Below are 20,633 nucleotides of genomic sequence, written 5' to 3'. Positions count from 1 at the left end.
AGGACCACCGCCATGGACGCCTCCGACGCGACCGACGAGTACGGCATCCCGATCATCCCGGACCCCGCCGACGCCGCCTCGCGCAAGCGCCAGGCGATCATCGACGCGGCGCTCGCGGAGTTCCTCGCGGAGGGCTACTCGGCGGCCTCGATGGACGCGATCACCCGCGGTTCCGGCGTCTCGAAGGCGACGATCTACAAGCACTTCGGCAGCAAGGAGCGCCTGTTCCTCGCCGTGATCGGCGGCGTGCTGCCGAAGACGTACGCCGACCTGGAGCCCGCCAACTCGACGATCGCCGACGCCCCCGACCTGCGGGCCGCGCTCGTCCGGCTCACCACCGACTGGGCCCGGATCCTGCTGCGCCCGGACATCATGTCGCTGCGCCGGCTGGTCATCGGCGAGATCGACCGCTTCCCGCAGCTCGGCCAGCTCTGGTACCGGGTCAGCTACGACATGAACAACGGCCCGCTGATCGAGGCGTTCACCGAGCTGAACGCCCGCGGCACCCTCGACGCGCCCGATCCGGCCCTCGCCGTGCAGCAGCTGGTGGCGGCGACGATGGGCGTGCCGCAGCTCGTCCGTACCTTCTCCCCGGACGCCGAGATCGACGACGCGGAACTGACGCGGGTGATCAGCTCGGGAGTGGACCTGTTCCTGGCGCGGTACGCGCGCTCCTGACGCGCCGCACCCACGCGAGGACCAGCAGGGCGAGGGCCCAGCCCCCGGTGGTGAGCAGCTGGGTACGGCTGGCGGCGTCGCCCAGCATGAAGAGAAGCACCCCGCCGATCCCGGCGAGCGCGACGGCCGCGCGTACGGAGGGGCCGTGCAGCCGCAGGTGGGAGGCGGCGATGAGGGCCCAGACGAGCAGGATCGCGGCGCCGATGGAGTTGAGCAGGAACGGGAAGACCGTACGGGGCCAGAGGAGACTGAGCACGACGGAGACGAACCCGAACGCGGCGGAGGCGAGGACGGCGGCGTACGGGACACCCGCCCGCTGCCCTACCCGGCCGAGGACGCGGGGCGCGTCGCCGCGGCCGACGAGGACGTACAGCATGCGGGAGGAGCCGTAGATGTTGGCGTTCATGGCGGACAGGAGGGCCACGAGGACGACGGCCTTCATCAGGTCGCCGGCGCCGGGGATGCCGATCCGGTCCATGACGGCGGCGTACGGGCCGTCGGCGACGTCCGGGGCGTCCCACGGGACGAGGGTCACGATGACGGCCATCGAGCCGAGGTAGCAGACGGCGACCCGCCACATGACGGCGCGGACGCCCGCCCGGACGGCGCGGACCGGGTCCTCGCACTCGGCGGCGGCGATCGTGACGGTCTCCAGGCCGCCGAAGGCGAAGACGGCGGCGACGATGCCGACGGCGACGCCGTACCAGCCGTGCGGGAGGAAGCCGCCGTCGTGGAGGAGATGCCCGGCCCCGGGCGAGGGCGCCCCGGGCACGAGACCGCCGAGCACGCCGATCCCCAGCAGCAGGAATCCGACGATGGCGGCGATCTTCAGGCCGGCGAACCAGAACTCCAGCTCGCCGAAGTTCCGTACGCCGGCGAGGTTGCTCGCGGTGAAGACGCCCATGAAGACGGCGACCCACGCCCAGCCGGGCACGGCGGGCACCCAGCCCCCGACGATGTGGGCCGCGGCGACGGCCTCGGCGGCGACGCTCACGACGAGCAGCGCCCAGTACATCCACCCGGCGAGCAGCCCGGCCCACGGCCCGAACGCGCGCCGCGCGTGCTCGGCGAAGGACCCGGTCACGGGCCGGGCGGCGGACATCTCCCCGAGCATCCGCATGACGAGCACGGTCAGCACCCCGGCGAGGACGTACGAGACGAGGATCCCGGGCCCGGCGGCCGCGATCCCGACCCCGGACCCGACGAACAGCCCGGCCCCGATGGCCCCACCCAACGCGATCATGGCCACATGCCGCTGCCGCAGCCCGGCCCCGAGTACCCGCCCTGTCACATTTCCCCCCGACATACAGACGACCAGCGCAGGAGCCTGACGCCTGCGTCCGGGGAAGGGCAACCCGATCCCGTGGACTGAGACGTCCCGGGACGCGGGAGGGCGACGCTATATATACTCTCCACGTCGACATATACACCATGCTGCTGGAGGCTCTCGTGTCCAAGACCCTGGTCGACATCGACGACGACATGCTCGCCTTCGCGCAGCAGCAGCTCGGCACCAAGACCAAGCGGGACACCATCAACCGCGCGTTGACCATAGCGGCGTCGATCAGCGCCGACGACCGCGCCCGGGCGCTCCGATGGCTCCAGGAGAACGCCGAGGACTTCCTCGACTTCGACTTCCTGGAGGAGCAGGAGCGGTCGGGCCGGTGAACTACCTCGCCGACACGTCGGCCGTGTGGCGGCTCCTGCGCCGACAGGTCGGCGACCCCTGGCCGACCCGGGTGGCACACGGTCAGGTCTCCGTCTGCCCGCCGGTCGAAGCGGACCTGATGCGGGCCCTGCGCTCGGACCGTGACAACGAGCCGTTCACCACCATGCTGAACCAGACCTTCACCTGGGTCCCGGCACCGGAAGACCCCTGGCCCAAAGTCATCGCCGTACAGCGGGATCTGCTCGGCATCGGGCATCATCGCGGGCCGTCACCGATGGACATCCTGATCGCGCTCACGGCCGAACAGCACCGCCTGACCCTGCTCCACGTGGACGACGACTTCACAGCCATCGCCAAGGTGCGTCCGGGCATCCGGATGATCCGGCTACTGCCCGACGCCTGACGGCAGGGTCGGCGGGGCGGGGGCGGCGGTCGACGGAGGTCTTCGTGGCGGTAGGTGCGGCCGTCGACGGCGTACGAGATCTCGCACTCCTCGTTGCGGGCTCCGGAACACCGCACCCCGGCCCCCGCCTCATCCCTGCACGACGAGCCGCACCGCGAGGACCACGATCAGCGTGCTCGACGCGAGTGCCGTGCCGAGGCGGCCCCGGGCGCCCGTCAGCGTCCGGCCGAGGAGCGTGCCGCCCAGGGCGAGGAACAGCTGCCAGCTCGCGGAGGCGACGAGCGCGGCGAGGACGAAGGCCGCGCGGTCGGCGGGGGTCGCGGGCGCGGAGGGGCCCGTGGCGAGGATGAGCGCGGCGAAGTAGATCACCGTCATGGGGTTCAGGACCGTGATCCCCAGGAAGGCGAGGTAGGCGCGGCCGGGAGTGAGGGCGCCCCCGTCGTCCCTGGAGGCCAGGCCGCCCGTACGGTACGCGGCGATCGCCGCCCATCCGGCCCGTACCGCCAGCACCGCGAGCAGCACGGCGGACGCCCACCGCAGCGGGGTCATCACCGGGGCGAGGACCGGCACGAGTGCGGAGCCGCCCGCGACCGCGAGCAGGGCGTAGACCCCGTCGGCCGTGGCGACGCCGAGGGCCGCACCGGCGCCCGTACGCCATCCGGCCCGGGCCGTGACGGCCACCAGGTAGGCGCCGACCGCGCCGACCGGGATCGCGATGCCGTAGCCGGCCAGCAGGCCGGCCACCACCGCGGCCGTCACGCGACGGCGGGGATCGCGCCTCCGGGGGAGCCGGGCTGCTGCTGTCGGCGGTAGTCCGCGCCGTCCTTCGTACGGGCGAGGAACCCGCCGATCACCAGGTAGCGGCGCAGCGCCGAGAAGTCCTCGTGCACGGCGAGCAGGGCCTCGTTGACCTCGGCCTCACGGTAGGTCCGGCCGGCTTCGAACAGCGTCTCGGCGAGGTGCGCGAGCAGCGCCTCACGGCGGGCGGGCTTGCGCGGGATCGCCTTGAGACGCCCGTCGGCGGAGAACAGGTCCGCGACGGGGCGGACGGCGGGGTGACTGGTCATGCCGGAGAGCGTGACGCCGTACGCGCCGCCCCGCAAAGCATTTTCAGCGCGTGATGACGTTCACGACCTGCTGCACCCTCGGGATGAACTCCCGGGTGCCGGTCTGCTCGAAGATCGGCCGCGCCTTCTCGACGAAGGCCAGGAAGTCGTCCTCCGACTCGAAGAAGTCGGTGATCCGCCACCCACCACTCCCGTCGGGCCCGGACGCGTGCGCGATGAACCCGGCCGGCGGAAACCACTCGGCGGCCTGGATCCGCCGCGTGGTCTCCTCGTACTCCTCCTGCGTCCCGCCGGGAATCTCGACGGTGACGACGACGCCCTTGCGCATGGTCCTGCTCCTGTCACATCCGGGAAGGATTCCCGACCAGCAGACCAACCACGCCCGCCCCGCGCACGGCGACGGCACCCGAACGAGTCACGTCGTGCCGACGTCAGTCCCTGCTGGTTCTGGTGAACGTCTCCGCGTTGTGCGGTTCGTAGAAGTAGTAGTACGGCGGCATCTTCGTCTGGGGAACGACGGTGAAGTCCCTTCCCTTGTTGTCGAGCTCCAAAGTGCCGGTCCGCGCCCCGTACGCCCAGTCCACCAGGAGTGACACCGTGCAGTAACAGGTCTTCGTCTCGAAGGTGACGAGGAACTGCTCGGGGTCCGTCTTGCTCACGAAGAAGGGGAAGCCGACCGCCGGCCTGGTCACCTCGCCGTTCGGCCCCCGTGCGGGCACGGCTCGAACGACGGGAGGGCTCGTGTCGAGGTCGACCGAGAAATACCGCGGCTCCATCACCCCGCCGCACTGGCCGACGGCGACGATCGATCCGTTCGAAGGGGCTTGGCGCCGCTCCTTGATCTTCACCCGCAAGGACTTGATCGTGACCTTCGTTCCCGGCGCCTCACCGGCGAGGTCCATCTCGGCAGTCGCCGCACTGACGATCGTCCCGGCCGCCACGCGTCCGTCGCTGTGCTCCGAGAACCACGTCAGGGAGTCGTCGTTCGAGGGGCGCAGCTCCTTGAGCCGGCTCTCCGGGCGGTTCAGATAGAAGTGAGGGCATTCGGAAAGGTTCCAGCCGGATGAACCGCTGACGAGTGCCGGACCTTCCGACGGGCTTTTCGCCGAGCTCGGCGCGGAGCCCGCCTTCGACGGGCTGAGCGCGACTCCGGACCCCTGCCCGCTCTGCCGACTCCCTTGATCCTTTCCGGCTCCCGGGCCCCAGGCGATCACGGCCCCCGTGACCGCCACGGCGAACACTGCCAGCACCAGCGCGGACAGGGCGAGCCCTCTTCCTTCGTAGAGGTGGATGTGCTGGGTACTGCCCTCACCGGCCTGGTACGCCGCCCACCGACGGAACCGGTTCCGATGCGTGGTCCCGTACCCGTCGCCTCTCGGCGCCGGCGCCTCGGCGTCCTCCGTACTCACGCGCGGGGGTCCCTGAGGTGGAACACCTGCGAGCTGCCGGCACCTGCCTGGTAGGCGGTCGGACCGTGGAAGTGGTTGGCATGCACGTGCGGGCCACCCGCCTCCGGCGGACCCAGTACGGCGCGGAGCGCGGCCTCCGCCTGCCATCGATCGGCCTCGCTCAACGAGGCCAGGTGCTCGATGAACCGGCGGGTCCAGTAGTCCGCCAGATCCGGGCCGCCTGTGCCACGGGCCGCCTGCTGGTCGAGGATCGTGAGCTCCAGCGCCTCGCTCTGCTGGTCACCGCGCCCGAGCCAGCGGGCCACGCGCGCCCTGACGCTCGCCCAGGCATCGGTACCGATCGCTTGGACCACCCCCTGAGCGACCGCTCCGGCACTTGCGGTCAAAGCCTCGGAAAGCTCCGGCAACATCGCTTCCTCCTCGCGCGTTCGCTCTACCGCCGCCCGTCGACTCTAGAGCTAACAGCCGCCCCCTGTCGTCGAGTTGGCCGGGAGGATCACGGCCTTCCGGCACGACGGGACGGAGGCCGCGTACGGGGCTTCACTCGTACGGGGGTTCTTCGCGCGGTGTGTCGGTCTGGACACCTTTCGCGCGGTACGTTCGCGCAAAACGGCCCCCGTCGATGGTTCGCACCCATCGGCGAGGGCCTCAACCACCCGTGGAAGGCAACAACTCCCACCGTGATCTACCGTCACCTTAACGCGCCCTCGCGCGGCTTCACCCAGTTCTCGCACGACATCATCCGGCATCCCCGGCTCTCCTCCGACGCCGTTCGGATCCTGACCTGGCAGCTCTCCCTCCCCCAGGGCGCCCGCGAGTGCCTCTCCCGCACTGCCGAACGTGCCCGGATCGGGGCAACCGCCTTCGGGCACGCCAAGCGGCAGCTCCGGGAGGAGGGGTTCGTGCACGAGCGGCGGGTCCAGGGGGCCGGGGGCCGCTGGTCCACCCAACGGCTCGTGTCCAGCTCGCCGTTGACGGAAGACCAGGCCATCAAGATCCTCGCGCGGGCGTCGGTGGCGTCTTCGCAGGTCGTACCGAGTCCTCGGAAACCGACCGTCGGTGGGCCGACAGCCCCGTCGACCGACGGTCATCCAAAGAAAGACCCTCAGGGGAACACCTCCCACCCTCCCGCCGAGGCCTCGGACTCCCCCCGGCTCGCCGACGCCCGCGCGCTCGTCGGCGCCCTGCCCGCCCTCTCCCCCGCCCTCCGCCACATCCCGCCCGGCATGCGCGACGAGCTCGCCCGCCTCGCCGCCCGCTGGCTCGACGCCGGCCACAGCTCGCTCGACGTCCACGAGCACATCCTGCGAGGCCTCCCCGGCGACGGGACGTCCGTACACCGGCCGGGCGGCCTCGTCCGGTACCTCCTCCGCGACGTACCGCGCCGGGAGCTGCCGTCCCTGACCGTGCCGTCCCCGCGCGTGCCCGGAGAGTCGGTCTCCGTACGGCTCCGAGGCACCCGGGAGTGCGCCGGTGACCACACCCAGACGACCCTGTTCCGGCCGGTCGCCGACGAGACCATGTGCCCCGTCTGCGTGCCGCACCACGAAGGCCCGTCGCGGTCGCGACGGGCCTTGCAGGGGGCTGTTCATCAGCTCGGTCACTTGGGGTCTCGGTTGTACACCGCCTTGGACCAGAAGTAGCCGAGGGTGGCGAGGGCGAGGCACCAGGCGAGGGCGAGCCAGCCGTTGTGGCCGATCTCGGTGCCCAGGAGCAGGCCGCGGAGGGTTTCGATGGCCGGGGTGAAGGGCTGGTACTCGGCGATGGGCTGGAACCAGCCGGGCATCTGGTCGACCGGGACGAAGGTGCTGGAGATCAGCGGCAGGAAGATCAGCGGCATCGCGTTGTTGCTGGCGGCCTCCGCGTTGGGGCTGACCATGCCCATGCCGACCGCGATCCAGGTCAGGGCGAGGGCGAAGAGGACCAGGAGGCCGAAGGCCGCGAGCCATTCGAGGGCCGTGGCGTCGGTGGAGCGGAAGCCGATCGCCACGCCGACCGCGCCGACCAGGACCACGCTGAGGACGGACTGGATGACGCTGCCGATGACGTGGCCCGTGATGACCGCGCCGCGGTGGATCGCCATCGTGCGGAAGCGGGCGATGATGCCCTCGGTCATGTCCGTGGAGACCGAGACCGCCGTGCCGATCGTGGTCGAGCCGATCGTCATCAGGAGCAGGCCGGGGACGAGGTAGGCGATGTAGTCGGAGCGGTCGCCGCCGCCCATGCCCGCGCTCATCGTGTCGCCGAAGATGTAGACGAACAGGAGCAGGAGCATGATCGGGGTGAGCAGGAGGTTCAGGGTCAGGGAGGGGTAGCGCCGGGCGTGCAGGAGGTTGCGGCGCAGCATCGTGGACGTGTCGCGGGCGGCGAGGGACAGGGTGCTCATCGGGCCGACTCCTTCTGCTGAGCGGGGACGGTGGTGGTGGCGGTGAGGGCGAAGAAGACGTCGTCCAGGTCCGGGGTGTGGACCGTGAGTTCGTCCGCCTCGATGCCGGCCGTGTCCAACCGGTCGAGGATGGTGCGCAGTTCGCGCTGGCTGCCGTCGCTGGGGAGCTGGAGGGCGAGGGCCTCGTCGTCCCGCGACGCGTCCGAGAGGGCGGTTGCGGCCGAGCGGTACGTGGTCGGGTCCGTGAACCTCAGCCTCACGTGGCCGCCGGGGATCAGGCGCTTGAGCTGCTCCGCGGTGCCTTCGGCGGCGATCTTGCCGTTGTTGAGGACCGCGATGCGGTCGGCGAGCTGGTCGGCCTCCTCCAGGTATTGGGTGGTGAGGAAGACCGTCACCCCGTCCGCGACGAGTTCGCGGATGATCTGCCACATGTTGTGGCGGGAGCGGGGGTCCAGGCCGGTGGTCGGCTCGTCGAGGAAGATGATCCGCGGGCTGCCGACCAGCGTCATGGCGATGTCGAGGCGGCGCTTCATGCCGCCGGAGTAGGTGGAGGCGGGCTTCTTCGCCGCCTCCGTGAGGTCGAAGCGGTCGAGGAGTTCGGCCGCCACCCGCCGGCCCTCCTGCTTGGACAGGTGGTGGAGGTCCGCCATCAGGAGCATGTTCTCCTCGCCCGTGATCAGGCCGTCGACCGCGGAGAACTGGCCCGTGACACCGATCGCGGCCCGGACGGACTGCGCCTTCGCCGTGAGGTCGTGGCCCGCCACGACGGCCTGTCCGCCGTCGGCCGTGATCAGCGTGGACAGGATCTTCACGGCGGTCGTCTTGCCCGCGCCGTTCGGGCCGAGGAGGGCGAAGATCGAGCCCTCGGGGACGGTCAGGTCGATGCCGTCGAGGACGGTCTTGTCGCCGTAGGACTTGCGCAGCCCGTTCGCTGCGATGGCCTGGGTGGTCATGATGCGTACTCCTGGAGGGCTGCGGGTCCGTGGGGGTGGGGGGTCAGAGGCTGCGGGCGGCGATGTCGCCGTACGCGGTGGTGGCCTGGATGTTCAGGCCGGCCGTGCCGTCGTTCTTCAGGGAGTTGCTGACGCGGCCGTAGGCGGTGCCGGCGTCCAGGGAGGCGGAGACTCCGGCCGCGGCGGTGACGGAGATGTCGCCCTTCTGGGTGGTCAGCGCGATCGTGCCGCTCACGGCCTCGGCGACGTGGATGTCGCCGCGGGCGGTGGTGATGTCGGCGGAGCCGGTGATCCGGCCGACCTCGATGTCGCCGTCGGTCGCGGTGAGGCGGAGGTTGGCGGCCTCGTCGATCTTGATCTGGTGGTACGCGCCCTCGAAGGCGATGTCGCCGAGCCGGCCGACCGCGCGGAGTTCGGCGGCCGCGGCCTGGGCCTCGACGCGGGAGCCGGCGGGCAGCTGGACCGTCACCTCGATGGAGCCGGTGCCGCCGAGGACGTTGTTCTTCGACTTCGGGACCTCAATGCGCAGGACGCCGTCGGTGTAGGTGACTTCGGTCCGCTCAGCCGTCTTCACGTCGCGGCCCTTGGAGGCGTCGGCGGGCAGGATCTCGACGGTGGTGTCGGTCCGGTCGGCGGCGATGAGGTTGATGCGGCCGGCGGGGACGGCGAGGACGGCGACGATGGCGGCGGCGGTGTCGAACTTCTGCATGGTGCTTCTCCTTCGAGTGGAGCGGGCGCTTGTTCGCCTCGCTCTTTCCGATGAAGGAAAAGCTACGTTGCGTTCGACATCTCGGCAAGCAGTTCGTTGCGCGAAAACTCCATCACTGCAGGTCAGTTGCAGGATTTCATTGCAATGGTTCTGAATTTAATGCAACAAGCCACCCTCGTTGCGTTGCAATGGATTGCCAGTGAACGCTATGCTGGCGCCACGACGTGCCCAGGTGCCCACGAAGGAGACCGCGATGCCGGGAGGCAGACTCACCCAGCCCGAACGCCAGCAGATCGCTCTGGGGTTGGCCGACGGCCTCGCGTACGCGGAGATCGCCCGGCGCCTCGAACGCCCGACCTCGACCATCACACGGGAGGTCATGCGCAACGGCGGCCCCACCGGCTACCGCGCCGACCTCGCCCACCGCGCCACCGAGCGCCGCGCCCACCGCCGCAAGCCCACCGCTCCCCGGGGAACCTCCGCCGCCCCGCAGGCGCACGGGCGCGACGCGGAGGCCGTGCGCGCGTACGAGGAGACGTTCACGACCGTCATGATGGCCTCGGGCATGCCCAAGATGATGGCCCGCGTCATGGCCAGCCTCACCCTCGCCGACGAGGGGAGTCTCACCGCGTCCGAGCTCGCCGAACGCCTCCAGGTCAGCCCGGCGTCCATCTCCAAGGCGGTCACGTTCCTCGACAGCCAGGACCTCATCCGCCGGGAACGCGACGACCGCCGCCGCGAGCGCTACACCGTCGACGACGACGTCTGGTACCAGTCGATGATGGCCTCCGCCCGGGCCATCGCGCAGATCGTCGAGACCGCACGGCAGGGCGTCACGATCTTCGGCTCCGACACTCCGGCGGGCAACCGCCTGGAGAACGTCGCCCGCTTCCTCGACTTCGTCTCGGAGACCACGGCCCGGGCCGCCGAACAGGCCCGGGCCGTCCTCCACACCAAGCCCCCGGCCGCCCCGGAGGAGTCCCCTACAGCCCCAGGCGGTAGCGGATCTTCTTGACCAGCTCCGTCAGATCGGGCTGACGCAGCAGGCTGTAGTGGTCCGCGTCGAGTTCCACGACCGTCGGCGGACGCGTCGACCAGCCCGTGGCGCTCTCCAGGAACGAGTAGTCGTCCCCCTCCGCCTTGAAGAGCGTCACCGGGCAGGCCACCTGCCGCTCCGACAACTCCCGGAAGGTGTACGTGAACTCGAAGGTCTCCTCGACGATCGCGACGATCCGCCCGATCAGGTCCGGGTCCAGGGCCGGGAAGTTCTCCGCGACGTACGCCACGAAGCCCTCCCGGTCGTCGGCCGTCACGCTCGCGTCGATCGCGCCCGCGAAGACCGAGTACAGGATCGTCACGAACGCCGGGTTGTCGTACGACGCGCCGCCCGTCTCCGACGAGCGGACCTTCGGGGAGCCGGGGGCGATCAGGAACAGGTTCTCCACCTGCTCCCCCGCCGCTTCGAGGAGGTGCGCCGATTCGAAGGCGACGCGGGCCCCGAAGGAGTAACCCCACAGGGTGTACGGGCCGGTGGGCCGGCGGCGGCGGATCATGGCCACGTCGGCGGCGGCCATCTCGCGGATCGTGGCGTACGGCTCCTCGCCCCGGTTGACGCCGTGCGCCTGCACCCCGTAGAAGGGCCGGTCGATGCCGATCTCCTCGGCCAGGTGCCGCAGGTTCATGGTGTAGCCGCCGAGCCCCGGCCAGCAGTAGACCGGCGACTGCGTGCCGGCCGCGTGGAGCCGTACGAGACGGGACGCGGGCGTGGCGGCAGCACCGTCCAGCTGGTGGGCGAGCTTCTCGATCGTCGGGCGCTCGAAGAGGATCTGCAGCGGCAGCGAGGCCCCGAACGCGCGGTTGATCCGGGTGACCAGCGCGACCGCGATGCCCGCACGGGCGCGGCGCGGGCTCACACGGGGCGCGGGGTGCGAGCCCGCACGCGGCGGGCGGATCAGCGGTAGATGAGGAGTTCGTGTTCTGTGGCGCCTGTCAGTTCGTAGCGGGTGCGGACAAGGGGGCGACCCGAGTAGATCCGGATCAACGTCGCGGCGTCGCCGTGGAAGCGCGCCGCCGGCCGCCCCTCGATCTCGTTGCCGAGGGCCACCGGCTCGTCCTCCCGCCCCGCCAGGACCCCGACAAGCCGCGGCGTCTCGCGGCGTCGGCTCGTCACCGAGAGCAACGGGAGCGCCAGGTCCAGCGCCGCGCCGCAATACGCGCCGGGCTCGCCGAAGGCCTCCCGTACGTCTCCGGCGTGCACCCACTCCCCGAGCGCCACCGCGTCGAGGCGGCCGTCCTCGCGGGACGCGATGACCGGGCCGGCCTCCGTCAGGCCTCGTTCCAGTTCGTCGAGGATCCGGTCGAGCGGCCAGTCCTCCCGGTCCGCCACGTCACACGCGTTGGCCTCCGGCAGGAACACGCCTTCCTCCAGGCGGTCCTCGACGATCCGTACGAGCGCCGCCCCGCAGTGGGCGAGGACCTGCCGGGCGGTCCAGCCGGGGCACGCGGTGCGGAGCTCGTACGCCTCTTCCGGTGTGCGCCGGAGGAGCGGCATCAGCAGGTCCCGTTCCGTACGGAGGAGCCGGTCCGGGAGCCACGGGTCACGTTCGGTACGCATCAGTAGCGGTAGTGGTCCGGCTTGTACGGGCCCTCGACCGGGACCCCGATGTACGACGCCTGCTCGGGGCGAAGGGTCGTCAGGCGGACGCCCAGGGCGTCGAGGTGCAGCCGGGCCACCTTCTCGTCCAGGTGCTTCGGGAGGGTGTGGACGCCGACGGGGTACACGTCCGTCTTCGTGAAGAGTTCGATCTGCGCGAGCGTCTGGTCCGCGAACGAGTTCGACATCACGAACGACGGGTGCCCGGTCGCGTTGCCCAGGTTCAGCAGCCGGCCCTCGGACAGCACGATGACGACCTTGCCGTCGGGGAACGTCCACGTGTGGACCTGCGGCTTGACCTCGTCCTTCACGATCCCGGGGATCTGCGCGAGCCCGGCCATGTCGATCTCGTTGTCGAAGTGGCCGATGTTCCCGACGATCGCCTGGTGCTTCATGCGGGCGATGTCGGACGCCATGATGATGTCCTTGTTGCCCGTGGTCGTGATGAAGATGTCGGCCGTCTCGACCACGTCCTCCAGGGTCGCCACCTGGTAGCCGTCCATCGCCGCCTGGAGCGCGCAGATCGGGTCGATCTCCGTGACGATGACCCGCGCCCCCTGGCCGCGGAGGGACTCCGCCGAGCCCTTGCCGACGTCCCCGTAGCCGCAGACGACGGCCGTCTTGCCGCCGATGAGGACGTCCGTCGCCCGGTTGATGCCGTCGATCAGCGAGTGCCGGCAGCCGTACTTGTTGTCGAACTTCGACTTCGTCACGGCGTCGTTCACGTTGATCGCCGGGAAGAGCAGGGAACCCTCGCGGTGCATCTCGTAGAGGCGGTGGACGCCGGTCGTGGTCTCCTCCGTCACGCCCCGGATGCCGGCCGCGATCGTCGACCAGTCCAGGTCCGTGGATGCGAGGAGGGTCCGTACGACCGCCAGCTCCTCGTTGGACGCCTCCGGCAGCTCCCCCGTCTTCTGGTACTCCACACCCTTGTGGACGAGGAGCGTCGCGTCGCCGCCGTCGTCCAGGATCATGTTGGGTCCGTCGGCGCCGGGCCAGGTCAGGGCCTGCTCCGTGCACCACCAGTACTCCTCCAGGGTCTCGCCCTTCCAGGCGAAGACCGGGATCCCGGCGGCGGCGATCGCGGCGGCCGCGTGGTCCTGGGTCGAGTAGATGTTGCAGGACACCCAGCGGACCTGCGCGCCCAGCGCGACGAGCGTCTCGATGAGGACGGCCGTCTGCACCGTCATGTGCAGCGAGCCGGTGATCCGGGCTCCCGCCAGCGGCTGCGTCTCCGCGTACTCGCGGCGGATCGCCATCAGGCCCGGCATCTCGTGCTCGGCGAGGGTGATCTCCTTGCGGCCGAACGCGGCCAGTGAGATGTCGGCGACCTTGAAGTCGGTGAAGTCAGACATGCGCTGCAACTCTCCTTGCGCTCAGGATGGTTCGGTGGATTTCCAGGGCCGCCGTCGACTTGTTCAGCGTGATGTGGTGCAGGCCCGGCGCGCCCTCGTCGAGCAGCCGCAGGCCCATCGCCGTCGCGTACTCGACCCCGATGCGGTACGAGGCCGCCGGGTCGTCCTTGGCCGCCTCCAGGCGGTGCGCCAGGTCCTCGGGGAAGGCCGCGTCGCTCAGCTCGGCGAAGCGGCGGATCTGGCGTACGTCGGTGGCCGGCATGATCTCCGGGATGATCGGGGTGTCGCAGCCGGCGGCGGCGACCCGGTCCCGGAGCCGCAGGTAGTCCTCGGGGTCGAAGAACATCTGCGTGATGGCGTAGTCGGCGCCCGCCCGGCACTTGGCGAGGAAGTGCCTGAGGTCGGTCGTGGAGTCGCGGGATCGCGGATGGCCTTCCGGGAAGGCCGCCACGCCGATTCTGAACCCGCCGAGCGAGCGGACGAGTTCGACGAGTTCGTACGCGTAGCGGAAGCCGTCCGGGTGCGGTGTCCACTCCCCCCGCGGGTCGCCCGGCGGGTCGCCGCGCAGGACGAGCACGTCCCGGACTCCGGCGTCCGCGTACGCGCCGATGATGGCCCGCAGCTCGGCGACCGAGTGGCCGACGGCCGTCAGGTGGGCGACCGGCCGGAGCGTGGTCTCCGTGACGATCCGCTTCGTCACGTCGATCGTCCGGTCGCGGGACGAGCCGCCCGCGCCGTACGTCACGGACACGAAGTCCGGCTTCAGGGCCTCGACCCGCCGGATCGCGTCCCACAGGGTCTGCTCGCCCTTGTCGGTCTTCGGCGGGAAGAACTCGAACGAGTACGTGGGGGTCACAGGCGCCGTCCTCCCGCGTTGAAGTAGCTCGCCTCCGGGTGGTGCACGACGATCGCGTCCGTCGACTGCTCGGGGTGCAGCTGGTACTCCTCCGACAGCTCGACCCCGATCCGCTCCGGCCGGAGCAGCGCGGCGATCTTCGCCCGGTCCTCCAGGTCGGGGCAGGCCGGGTAGCCGAGGGAGTAGCGGCAGCCCTGGTACTCGGTGCGGAACATGCCGTCCATGCCGGCGGGGTCGGCTGCGGCGATGCCCCACTCCTCGCGCACCCGGGCGTGCCAGTACTCGGCGAGTGCTTCCGCCAACTGGACGGAGAGGCCGTGGAGTTCGAGGTAGTCACGGTAGGCGTCGGCGGCGAAGAGGCGGGCCGTCTCCTCGCCGATCCTCGATCCGACGGTGACGACCTGGAGGGCGACCGCGTCGACCTCGCCGGAGTCCTCGGCGCGGTGGAAGTCGGCCAGGCAGAGGCGGCGGCCCCGCTGCTGGCGGGGGAAGGAGAAGCGGGTCCGCTCGCCTCCGTCCTCGTCCAGGACGATCAGGTCGTCGCCCTTGGACACACAGGGGAACCAGCCGTATACGACGGCTGCCTCGACGAGGCCTTCGCGTTCGATCCGGTCGAGCAGTGCGCGGAGGCGCGGCCTGCCCTCGGTCTCGATCGTGTCGGCGTCCTTCAGTCCCCACTGGCCCTTGAAGAGGGCGGTCTCGTCGAGCCAGGGGGCGTACGCGGCGAGCGGGATGCCGGTGACGACCTTCGTCCCGAGGAAGGGGGGCTCGGGTACGGGGTTGTCGGCGGCGACGTCGGAGCGGCCGGGCGGCTCGGGCTCCCGTACCTCCGGAAGCGCCGCGGGCCGCTTGGGCACCCTGCGCTGCTTCAGTTCGGGGAGTACGGCTCCGGGGACGCCCCGCTTCACGCCCATGAGGGCGTCCATGAGGCGCAGGCCCTCGAAGGCGTCGCGGGCGTAGCGGACCTCGCCCTGGTACAGCTCGTGGAGGTCCTGTTCGACGTATGCCCTGGTCAGGGCTGCCCCGCCGAGGATCACGGGGAAGCGGGACGCCAGCCCCCGGCCGTTCAGCTCCTCCAGGTTCTCCTTCATGATCACCGTGGATTTCACGAGGAGCCCGGACATGCCGATGACGTCGGCGTTGTGCTCCTCGGCCGCCTCCAGGATCGCGGAGACGGGCTGCTTGATGCCGATGTTGACGACGTTGTAGCCGTTGTTGGAGAGGATGATGTCGACGAGGTTCTTGCCGATGTCGTGGACGTCGCCGCGGACGGTGGCCAGGACGATCGTGCCCTTGCCTTCGGCGTCCGTCTTCTCCATGTGCGGTTCCAGGTAGGCCACCGCCGTCTTCATGACCTCGGCGGACTGGAGCACGAACGGCAGCTGCATCTGGCCGGAGCCGAAGAGCTCGCCGACCGTCTTCATGCCGTCGAGGAGCACGTCGTTGACGATCTCCAGGGCCGGCCGCCCGCCCAGCGCCGTGTCGAGGTCGGCCTCCAGGCCGTTCTTCTCGCCGTCGACGATCCGCCGCTTGAGCCGCTCGTCGAGCGGCAGCGCGAGGAGCTCCTCCGCCTTCCCCGCCTTCAGGGACTTCGCCGTGGCGCCCTCGAACAGCTCCAGGAGCCTCTGGAGGGGGTCGTAGCCCTCCCGGCGCCGGTCGTGGATGAGGTCGAGGGCGACCTCGACCTGTTCCGGCTCCAGGCGGGCGATCGGCAGGATCTTCGACGCGTGCACGATCGCCGAGTCGAGACCGGCCTTCACGCACTCGTCGAGGAAGACCGAGTTCAGAACGATCCGGGCGGCCGGGTTGAGGCCGAAGGAGATGTTGGACAGGCCCAGGGTCGTCTGGACGTCCGGGTGGCGGCGCTTGAGCTCGCGGATCGCCTCGATCGTCGCGATGCCGTCGCCCCGCGACTCCTCCTGGCCCGTGCAGATGGTGAAGGTGAGGGTGTCGATCAGGATGTCCGACTCCCTGATCCCCCACGTCCCGGTGAGGTCGGCGATGAGCCGCTCGGCGATCGCGACCTTGTGCCCGGCCGTCCTCGCCTGGCCCTCCTCGTCGATCGTCAGCGCCATCAGCGCCGCGCCGTGCTCCTTCGCGAGCGCCGTGACCTGCGCGAACCGCGATGCGGGCCCGTCGCCGTCCTCGTAGTTCACCGAGTTGACGACGGCTCGGCCGCCGAGCTTCTCCAGGCCGGCCCGCAGCACCCCCACCTCGGTGGAGTCGAGCACGATCGGCAGCGTCGACGCGGTCGCGAAGCGGCCCGCCAGCTCCGCCATGTCCGCGGCACCGTCCCGGCCCACGTAGTCGACGCACAGGTCGAGCATGTGCGCGCCCTCGCGGATCTGGTCGCGTGCCATCTCGACGCAGTCGTCCCAGCGGCCTTCCAGCATCGCCTCGCGGAACTTCTTCGAGCCGTTGGCGTTGGTCCGCTCGCCGATCGCCAGGTACGAGGTGTCCTGCCGGAACGGCACATGGCTGTACAGGGAGGACGCGCCGGGCTCGGGTACGGGACTCCGGTCGAGGACGGCCGCGCCCCGGACCCGCTCCACGATCTCCCGCAGGTGCTCGGGGGTGGTGCCGCAGCAGCCGCCAACCAGCGCGGGGCCGTACTCCCGTACGAACTGCTCCTGGGCGTCGGCCAGTTCGGCCGGCGACAGCGGGTAGTGGGCGCCGTCGGCCGTCAGCACGGGAAGGCCCGCGTTCGGCATGACCGAGATCGGGATACGGGCGTGCCGGGAGAGGTGCCGCAGGTGCTCGGCCATCTCCACCGGGCCCGTGGCGCAGTTCAGGCCGATCATGTCGATGCCGAGCGGCTCCAGGGCCGTCAGGGCGGCCCCGATCTCCGAGCCGAGCAGCATCGTGCCGGTCGTCTCCACCGTGACCTGCACGATGACCGGCAGGTCCACGCCGACCCAGTCCAGGGCCCGGCGGGCGCCGATGACGGCCGCCTTCGTCTGGAGCAGGTCCTGCGAGGTCTCGATGAGCAGGGCGTCGGCGCCGCCCCGGATCAGGCCCTCGGCGTTCTGCTGGAAGGCCTCGCGGAGGGGCTCGTACGGGACGTGGCCCAGGGTCGGCAGTTTCGTGCCCGGCCCCATGGAGCCGAGGACCCAGCGGGGGCGGCCGTCGGCGGCCGTGTGGGCGTCGGCGGAGGCGCGGGCGATGCGGGCGCCGGCCTCGGACAGCTCGTACACCTGGTCCTCGATGCCGTACTCGGCGAGCGCGGCCAGGTTCGCGCCGAAGGTGTTGGTCTCGACGCAGTCCACGCCGACCGAGAAGTAGGCGTCGTGGACGGAGGCGACGATGTCGGGGCGCGTGAGGTTGAGGATCTCGTTGCAGCCCTCCAGGTTCCGGAAGTCGTCCATCGTCGGATCGGCGGCCTGGAGCATGGTGCCCATGGCCCCGTCGGCGACGACGACCCGCGTCGCGAACTCCTCGCGGAGAGATCGCCTCATGTCAGCCCCCTCAGATGGGTGACGAGGGTGGCCGTGCAGCCCACCCCGTACGTCGTCCTGATCCGGTCCAGAAGGGACTCCCGGTGCAGCCGGTACTCCTGCGTGCCCACGTAGTCGAGGACGGTCGCCGCGACCGCGCAGCCCAGCTGCGCCGCGCACCGCTCGGGCACGCCCCACAGCCATCCGGCGAGGAACCCGGACCGGAAGGCGTCGCCGACGCCGGTCGGGTCGACGACCGCGGGGACCTCGACGGCCGGCACGGCCAGCGGGTCCCGGCCCTCGCCGCGGATCCGTACGCCCGCCTCGCCGTGGGTGGTGACCCAGGTGCCGACGCGCCGCAGCACCTCGGCCTCCGGCCAGCCGGACTTCTCCAGGAGGAGGGCCGTCTCGTACTCGTTGGTGAACAGGAACCGGGCCCCGTCCACCAGCTCCCGCACCTCGGCCCCGTCGAGCCGCGCCAGCTGCTGCGAGGGATCGGCGGCGAAGGGGATCCCCAGGTCACGGCAGGTGCGGCTGTGCCGGAGCATGGCCTCGGGGTCGTCCGGGGAGACCAGGACCAGCTCCAGACGGCCGGTGCGGGCGACGACCTCGCGGAGGTCGATCTCCCGCGCCTCGGCCATCGCCCCCGCGTAGAAGGTGGCGATCTGGTTCTGGGCCCGGTCGGTGGTACAGACGAAGCGGGCGGTGTGGAGCGACTCGCTGACGCGCACCGAGTCGGTGTCCACACCGTGGTCCTTCAGCCAGACCCGGTACGGCTCGAAGTCGGCGCCGACCGCGCCCACGAGCGCCGGCCGCAGGCCGAGGACTCCGAGTCCGAAGGCGATGTTCGCTGCCACTCCGCCGCGCCTGACCTCCAGGTTGTCGGCGAGGAACGACAGGGAGACCCGGTCGAGCCGGTCGGCGAGCAGCTGCTCGCTGAACCAGCCGGGGAAGGTCATCAGATGGTCGGTCGCGATGGATCCCGTGACAGCGATACGCATCTCCCTCAGACCCCTTCCCCTTCTTGCGCCTCCGGAGCGCTCGAGTCGGCGTCGACGGTCGACCGTGCTCGGTCGCTCGTTCCTCGCGCACTGCGCGCGCTCTCCCTTTCGACGCCGCCGCGCTCCTCCGGCGCGGGCGCTGCCTTCTTCAACGACTCCACGCGGTCCGTGCGCTCCCAGGTGAACTCGGGGAGCTCGCGGCCGAAGTGGCCGTACGCCGCGGTCGCCGCGTAGATCGGCCGCTTGAGGTCCAGATCGCGGATGATCGCCGCCGGGCGCAGGTCGAAGACCTCGCTCACGGCCTGCTGGATCCTCTCGTCCGGGAGGGTGCCGGTGCCGAAGGTCTCCACGAAGAGGCCGACGGGCTCCGCCTTGCCGATGGCGTACGCGACCTGCACCTCGCAGCGCTTCGCCAGGCCGGCCGCGACGACGTTCTTCGCGACCCAGCGCATCGCGTACGCCGCCGAGCGGTCCACCTTCGACGGGTCCTTGCCGGAGAAGGCGCCGCCGCCGTGCCGGGCCATCCCGCCGTACGTGTCGATGATGATCTTCCGGCCGGTGAGTCCGGCATCGCCCATCGGGCCGCCGACCTCGAAGCGCCCGGTCGGGTTGACCAGGAGCCGGTAGCCGTCGGACTCCAGGTTCACGCCCTCCTCCGCGAGCTGCTTGAGAACGTGCTCGACGACGTACTCGCGGACGTCCGGGGTGAGCAGGCCCTCCACGGAGATGTCCGCCGCGTGCTGCGAGGAGACGACGACCGTGTCGAGGCGGACCGGGCGGTCCCCGTCGTACTCGATGGTGACCTGCGTCTTGCCGTCCGGGCGCAGGTACGGCACGGTGCCGTCCTTGCGGACCTCGGTGAGCCGCCGGGACAGGCGGTGGGCGAGGGCGATCGGCAGCGGCATCAGCTCGGCCGTGTCGTCGCAGGCGTAGCCGAACATCAGGCCCTGGTCGCCGGCGCCCTGCGCCGCCAGCTCGTCCGCCACGCCCTCGACCCGGGCCTCGTGGGCGGTGTCGACGCCCTGCGCGATGTCCGGCGACTGGGCGCCGATGGACACCGACACGCCGCAGGAGGCGCCGTCGAAGCCCTTCGCGGAGGAGTCGTAGCCGATGTCGAGGACGGCGTCGCGCACCAGCTGGGCTATCGGCGCGTACGCGGAGGTGGTGACCTCGCCGGCGATGTGGACCTGGCCGGTGGTGATCAGCGTCTCCACTGCGACCCGGGAGTGCGGGTCCTCGGCGAGCAGCGCGTCGAGGATGGTGTCGCTGATCCGGTCGGCGATCTTGTCGGGGTGGCCCTCGGTCACGGACTCCGAGGTGAACAGGCGGCGGCTCATGCCTGGGCCTCCGCCGGGGTCTTGAAGAAGTGCTGCTCGATGGCGCCGAGGGTGCGGATGGAGTCGACCTCCAGGGTCTCCATCTGGATGGCGGTGCCGCTCTCCTGCTCCAGGAGGAAGACGAACTCGACGAAGGACAGCGAGTCGATGAGCCGGTTCTCGATCAGGTCGAGGTCGGCGGCGATGTCGTCGCGCTCGGGGTGACGCTCGAGGATCCAGTTCTTCACCGTCTGCAGGCCGTCGGCCATGGTTGCTCTCCTTGTTAGCTACTGCTCGATTGAGGTGCTGGATACGGAAGGGGTGGGGGCGATGATCGGGGCGGCCACGGCCACCGCGTAGTCCACGTCGTGGCTGATGGACACGGTGATCTCGGTGATGCCGGACTCCGCGGCCATCTCGGCGGCCGCCCGGTGCAGCTCCACGAGCGGCCAGCCGCCCTCGGAGCGCCGCACGACGATGTCCGGCCACGGCAGGAACCTGCCGCGGACCCGTAAGGTCTTGAACGCCGCTTCCTTCGCCGCGATCCGCCCGCACAGGCTCAGGACGTCGAGCCCGGAGGACGTACGGCAGTCGGCGAGCTCGCCGGGAGTGAGCATCCGCTCGAAGAACCGCTCCCCGTACTGGGCGAGGAGCCTGCGGACACGGTTGACGGACACGATGTCCATGCCGAGGTTCGCCCACCCCAGGCCGCCCGCCGGCGGGGCGGCGGGACGGGCCGGCACG

The 20,633-nt window shown here is 70.8% G+C and carries 23 protein-coding genes; 5 read left to right on the top strand and 18 right to left on the bottom strand.

All coding sequences use genetic code 11. The annotated features are described in order from the left end of the window. Positions 1 to 12 precede the first annotated feature (12 nt). A complete protein-coding gene (locus tag ACWGN5_RS17265; RefSeq protein WP_453515775.1) occupies positions 13 to 678 on the top strand; it encodes a TetR/AcrR family transcriptional regulator in 666 nt (221 codons plus the stop codon). Here the strand turns inward: ACWGN5_RS17265 and ACWGN5_RS17260 are convergent. Beyond that, the gene (locus ACWGN5_RS17260; protein WP_453515773.1) at positions 632 to 1,984 is read right to left on the bottom strand and encodes an amino acid permease; all 1,353 of its coding nucleotides are present in this window, start codon (positions 1,982 to 1,984) and stop codon (positions 632 to 634) included. The two genes, ACWGN5_RS17265 and ACWGN5_RS17260, sit on opposite strands and share 47 nt — an antisense overlap. A gap of 125 nt (positions 1,985 to 2,109) precedes the next feature. Between ACWGN5_RS17260 and ACWGN5_RS17255 the strand changes: the two genes are divergently transcribed. Further along, entirely contained in the window at positions 2,110 to 2,346 is a 237-nt protein-coding gene (locus tag ACWGN5_RS17255; RefSeq protein ID WP_453515771.1) for a type II toxin-antitoxin system VapB family antitoxin, read from the top strand. Beyond that, positions 2,343 to 2,750, top strand: a complete 408-nt coding sequence (locus ACWGN5_RS17250; RefSeq protein ID WP_453515770.1) for a PIN domain-containing protein — start codon at positions 2,343 to 2,345, stop codon at positions 2,748 to 2,750. The genes ACWGN5_RS17255 and ACWGN5_RS17250 overlap by 4 nt, the downstream gene beginning before the upstream one ends. Positions 2,751 to 2,879: 129 nt before the next feature. On the opposite strand, the gene ACWGN5_RS17245 is transcribed toward ACWGN5_RS17250, so the two are convergent. From ACWGN5_RS17245 to ACWGN5_RS17225, 5 genes are all read right to left on the bottom strand, one after another. Then, positions 2,880 to 3,509 (bottom strand): LysE family transporter, encoded by a 630-nt coding sequence (locus ACWGN5_RS17245; protein ID WP_453515767.1) that lies wholly within the window; start codon positions 3,507 to 3,509, stop codon positions 2,880 to 2,882. After that, a complete protein-coding gene (locus tag ACWGN5_RS17240; protein WP_453515764.1) occupies positions 3,506 to 3,817 on the bottom strand; it encodes a DUF2087 domain-containing protein in 312 nt (103 codons plus the stop codon). Before ACWGN5_RS17240 ends, ACWGN5_RS17245 begins: the two co-directional genes overlap by 4 nt. Positions 3,818 to 3,860: 43 nt before the next feature. Further along, entirely contained in the window at positions 3,861 to 4,145 is a 285-nt protein-coding gene (locus tag ACWGN5_RS17235; RefSeq protein ID WP_453515763.1) for a hypothetical protein, read from the bottom strand. Between the two features lie 103 nt (positions 4,146 to 4,248). Then, positions 4,249 to 5,226, bottom strand: coding sequence for a hypothetical protein (locus ACWGN5_RS17230; protein ID WP_453515761.1), 978 nt, complete (start codon positions 5,224 to 5,226; stop codon positions 4,249 to 4,251). Beyond that, positions 5,223 to 5,579 (bottom strand): hypothetical protein, encoded by a 357-nt coding sequence (locus ACWGN5_RS17225; RefSeq protein ID WP_453515759.1) that lies wholly within the window; start codon positions 5,577 to 5,579, stop codon positions 5,223 to 5,225. Before ACWGN5_RS17225 ends, ACWGN5_RS17230 begins: the two co-directional genes overlap by 4 nt. 327 nt (positions 5,580 to 5,906) lie before the next feature. Between ACWGN5_RS17225 and ACWGN5_RS17220 the strand changes: the two genes are divergently transcribed. Further along, the gene (locus tag ACWGN5_RS17220; RefSeq protein WP_453515757.1) at positions 5,907 to 6,869 is read left to right on the top strand and encodes a hypothetical protein; all 963 of its coding nucleotides are present in this window, start codon (positions 5,907 to 5,909) and stop codon (positions 6,867 to 6,869) included. Here ACWGN5_RS17220 and ACWGN5_RS17215 read toward each other — a convergent pair. Genes ACWGN5_RS17215 through ACWGN5_RS17205 form a run of 3 tightly spaced genes read right to left on the bottom strand, consistent with a single transcriptional unit; the run spans position 6,827 to position 9,274 of the window. Further along, complete coding sequence (locus ACWGN5_RS17215) at positions 6,827 to 7,612, bottom strand: ABC transporter permease (RefSeq protein ID WP_453515755.1); 786 nt, start codon at positions 7,610 to 7,612, stop codon at positions 6,827 to 6,829. The genes ACWGN5_RS17220 and ACWGN5_RS17215 overlap by 43 nt on opposite strands. Then, entirely contained in the window at positions 7,609 to 8,565 is a 957-nt protein-coding gene (locus tag ACWGN5_RS17210) for an ATP-binding cassette domain-containing protein (protein ID WP_453515753.1), read from the bottom strand. Before ACWGN5_RS17210 ends, ACWGN5_RS17215 begins: the two co-directional genes overlap by 4 nt. Before the next feature lie 43 nt (positions 8,566 to 8,608). Continuing rightward, positions 8,609 to 9,274 (bottom strand): DUF4097 family beta strand repeat-containing protein, encoded by a 666-nt coding sequence (locus tag ACWGN5_RS17205; RefSeq protein ID WP_453515750.1) that lies wholly within the window; start codon positions 9,272 to 9,274, stop codon positions 8,609 to 8,611. Positions 9,275 to 9,527: 253 nt separating this feature from the next. Between ACWGN5_RS17205 and ACWGN5_RS17200 the strand changes: the two genes are divergently transcribed. Then, entirely contained in the window at positions 9,528 to 10,289 is a 762-nt protein-coding gene (locus ACWGN5_RS17200; protein WP_453515749.1) for a helix-turn-helix domain-containing protein, read from the top strand. On the opposite strand, the gene ACWGN5_RS17195 is transcribed toward ACWGN5_RS17200, so the two are convergent. From ACWGN5_RS17195 to acpS, 9 genes are read right to left on the bottom strand one after another with little or no spacing between them, the layout of a single operon-like run. Further along, positions 10,258 to 11,187 carry a thioesterase domain-containing protein gene (locus ACWGN5_RS17195; protein WP_453515747.1) on the bottom strand — a complete coding sequence of 310 codons (930 nt, stop codon included), beginning with the start codon at positions 11,185 to 11,187 and terminating at the stop codon, positions 10,258 to 10,260. The two genes, ACWGN5_RS17200 and ACWGN5_RS17195, sit on opposite strands and share 32 nt — an antisense overlap. A 38-nt stretch (positions 11,188 to 11,225) precedes the next feature. Continuing rightward, positions 11,226 to 11,888: a maleylpyruvate isomerase family mycothiol-dependent enzyme gene (locus ACWGN5_RS17190; protein WP_453515745.1), complete on the bottom strand. Its 663-nt coding sequence runs from the start codon at positions 11,886 to 11,888 to the stop codon at positions 11,226 to 11,228. Beyond that, positions 11,888 to 13,282 carry an adenosylhomocysteinase gene (ahcY, locus tag ACWGN5_RS17185; RefSeq protein ID WP_453515743.1) on the bottom strand — a complete coding sequence of 465 codons (1,395 nt, stop codon included), beginning with the start codon at positions 13,280 to 13,282 and terminating at the stop codon, positions 11,888 to 11,890. The genes ACWGN5_RS17190 and ahcY overlap by 1 nt, the downstream gene beginning before the upstream one ends. Continuing rightward, positions 13,275 to 14,138, bottom strand: a complete 864-nt coding sequence (gene metF / locus ACWGN5_RS17180; protein WP_453515740.1) for a methylenetetrahydrofolate reductase [NAD(P)H] — start codon at positions 14,136 to 14,138, stop codon at positions 13,275 to 13,277. Before metF ends, ahcY begins: the two co-directional genes overlap by 8 nt. Further along, complete coding sequence (metH, locus tag ACWGN5_RS17175; protein ID WP_453515738.1) at positions 14,135 to 17,593, bottom strand: methionine synthase; 3,459 nt, start codon at positions 17,591 to 17,593, stop codon at positions 14,135 to 14,137. The genes metF and metH overlap by 4 nt, the downstream gene beginning before the upstream one ends. Further along, positions 17,590 to 18,573, bottom strand: coding sequence for a carbohydrate kinase family protein (locus tag ACWGN5_RS17170; RefSeq protein ID WP_453515735.1), 984 nt, complete (start codon positions 18,571 to 18,573; stop codon positions 17,590 to 17,592). The genes metH and ACWGN5_RS17170 overlap by 4 nt, the downstream gene beginning before the upstream one ends. 5 nt (positions 18,574 to 18,578) lie before the next feature. Then, on the bottom strand, positions 18,579 to 19,910 hold the full coding sequence (gene metK, locus ACWGN5_RS17165; RefSeq protein ID WP_453515732.1) for a methionine adenosyltransferase: 1,332 nt from the start codon (positions 19,908 to 19,910) through the stop codon (positions 18,579 to 18,581). Then, complete coding sequence (locus tag ACWGN5_RS17160) at positions 19,907 to 20,158, bottom strand: phosphopantetheine-binding protein (protein WP_369145678.1); 252 nt, start codon at positions 20,156 to 20,158, stop codon at positions 19,907 to 19,909. Before ACWGN5_RS17160 ends, metK begins: the two co-directional genes overlap by 4 nt. Positions 20,159 to 20,176: 18 nt before the next feature. Then, complete coding sequence (gene acpS, locus ACWGN5_RS17155; protein WP_369145677.1) at positions 20,177 to 20,632, bottom strand: holo-ACP synthase; 456 nt, start codon at positions 20,630 to 20,632, stop codon at positions 20,177 to 20,179. Between the last annotated feature and the right edge of the window lies 1 nt (position 20,633).

This window comes from Streptomyces sp. NPDC055815 (assembly GCF_053616475.1).
Note: the sequence above shows the minus strand (reverse complement) of the source record. Positions and strands in the feature narration are given on the sequence as shown.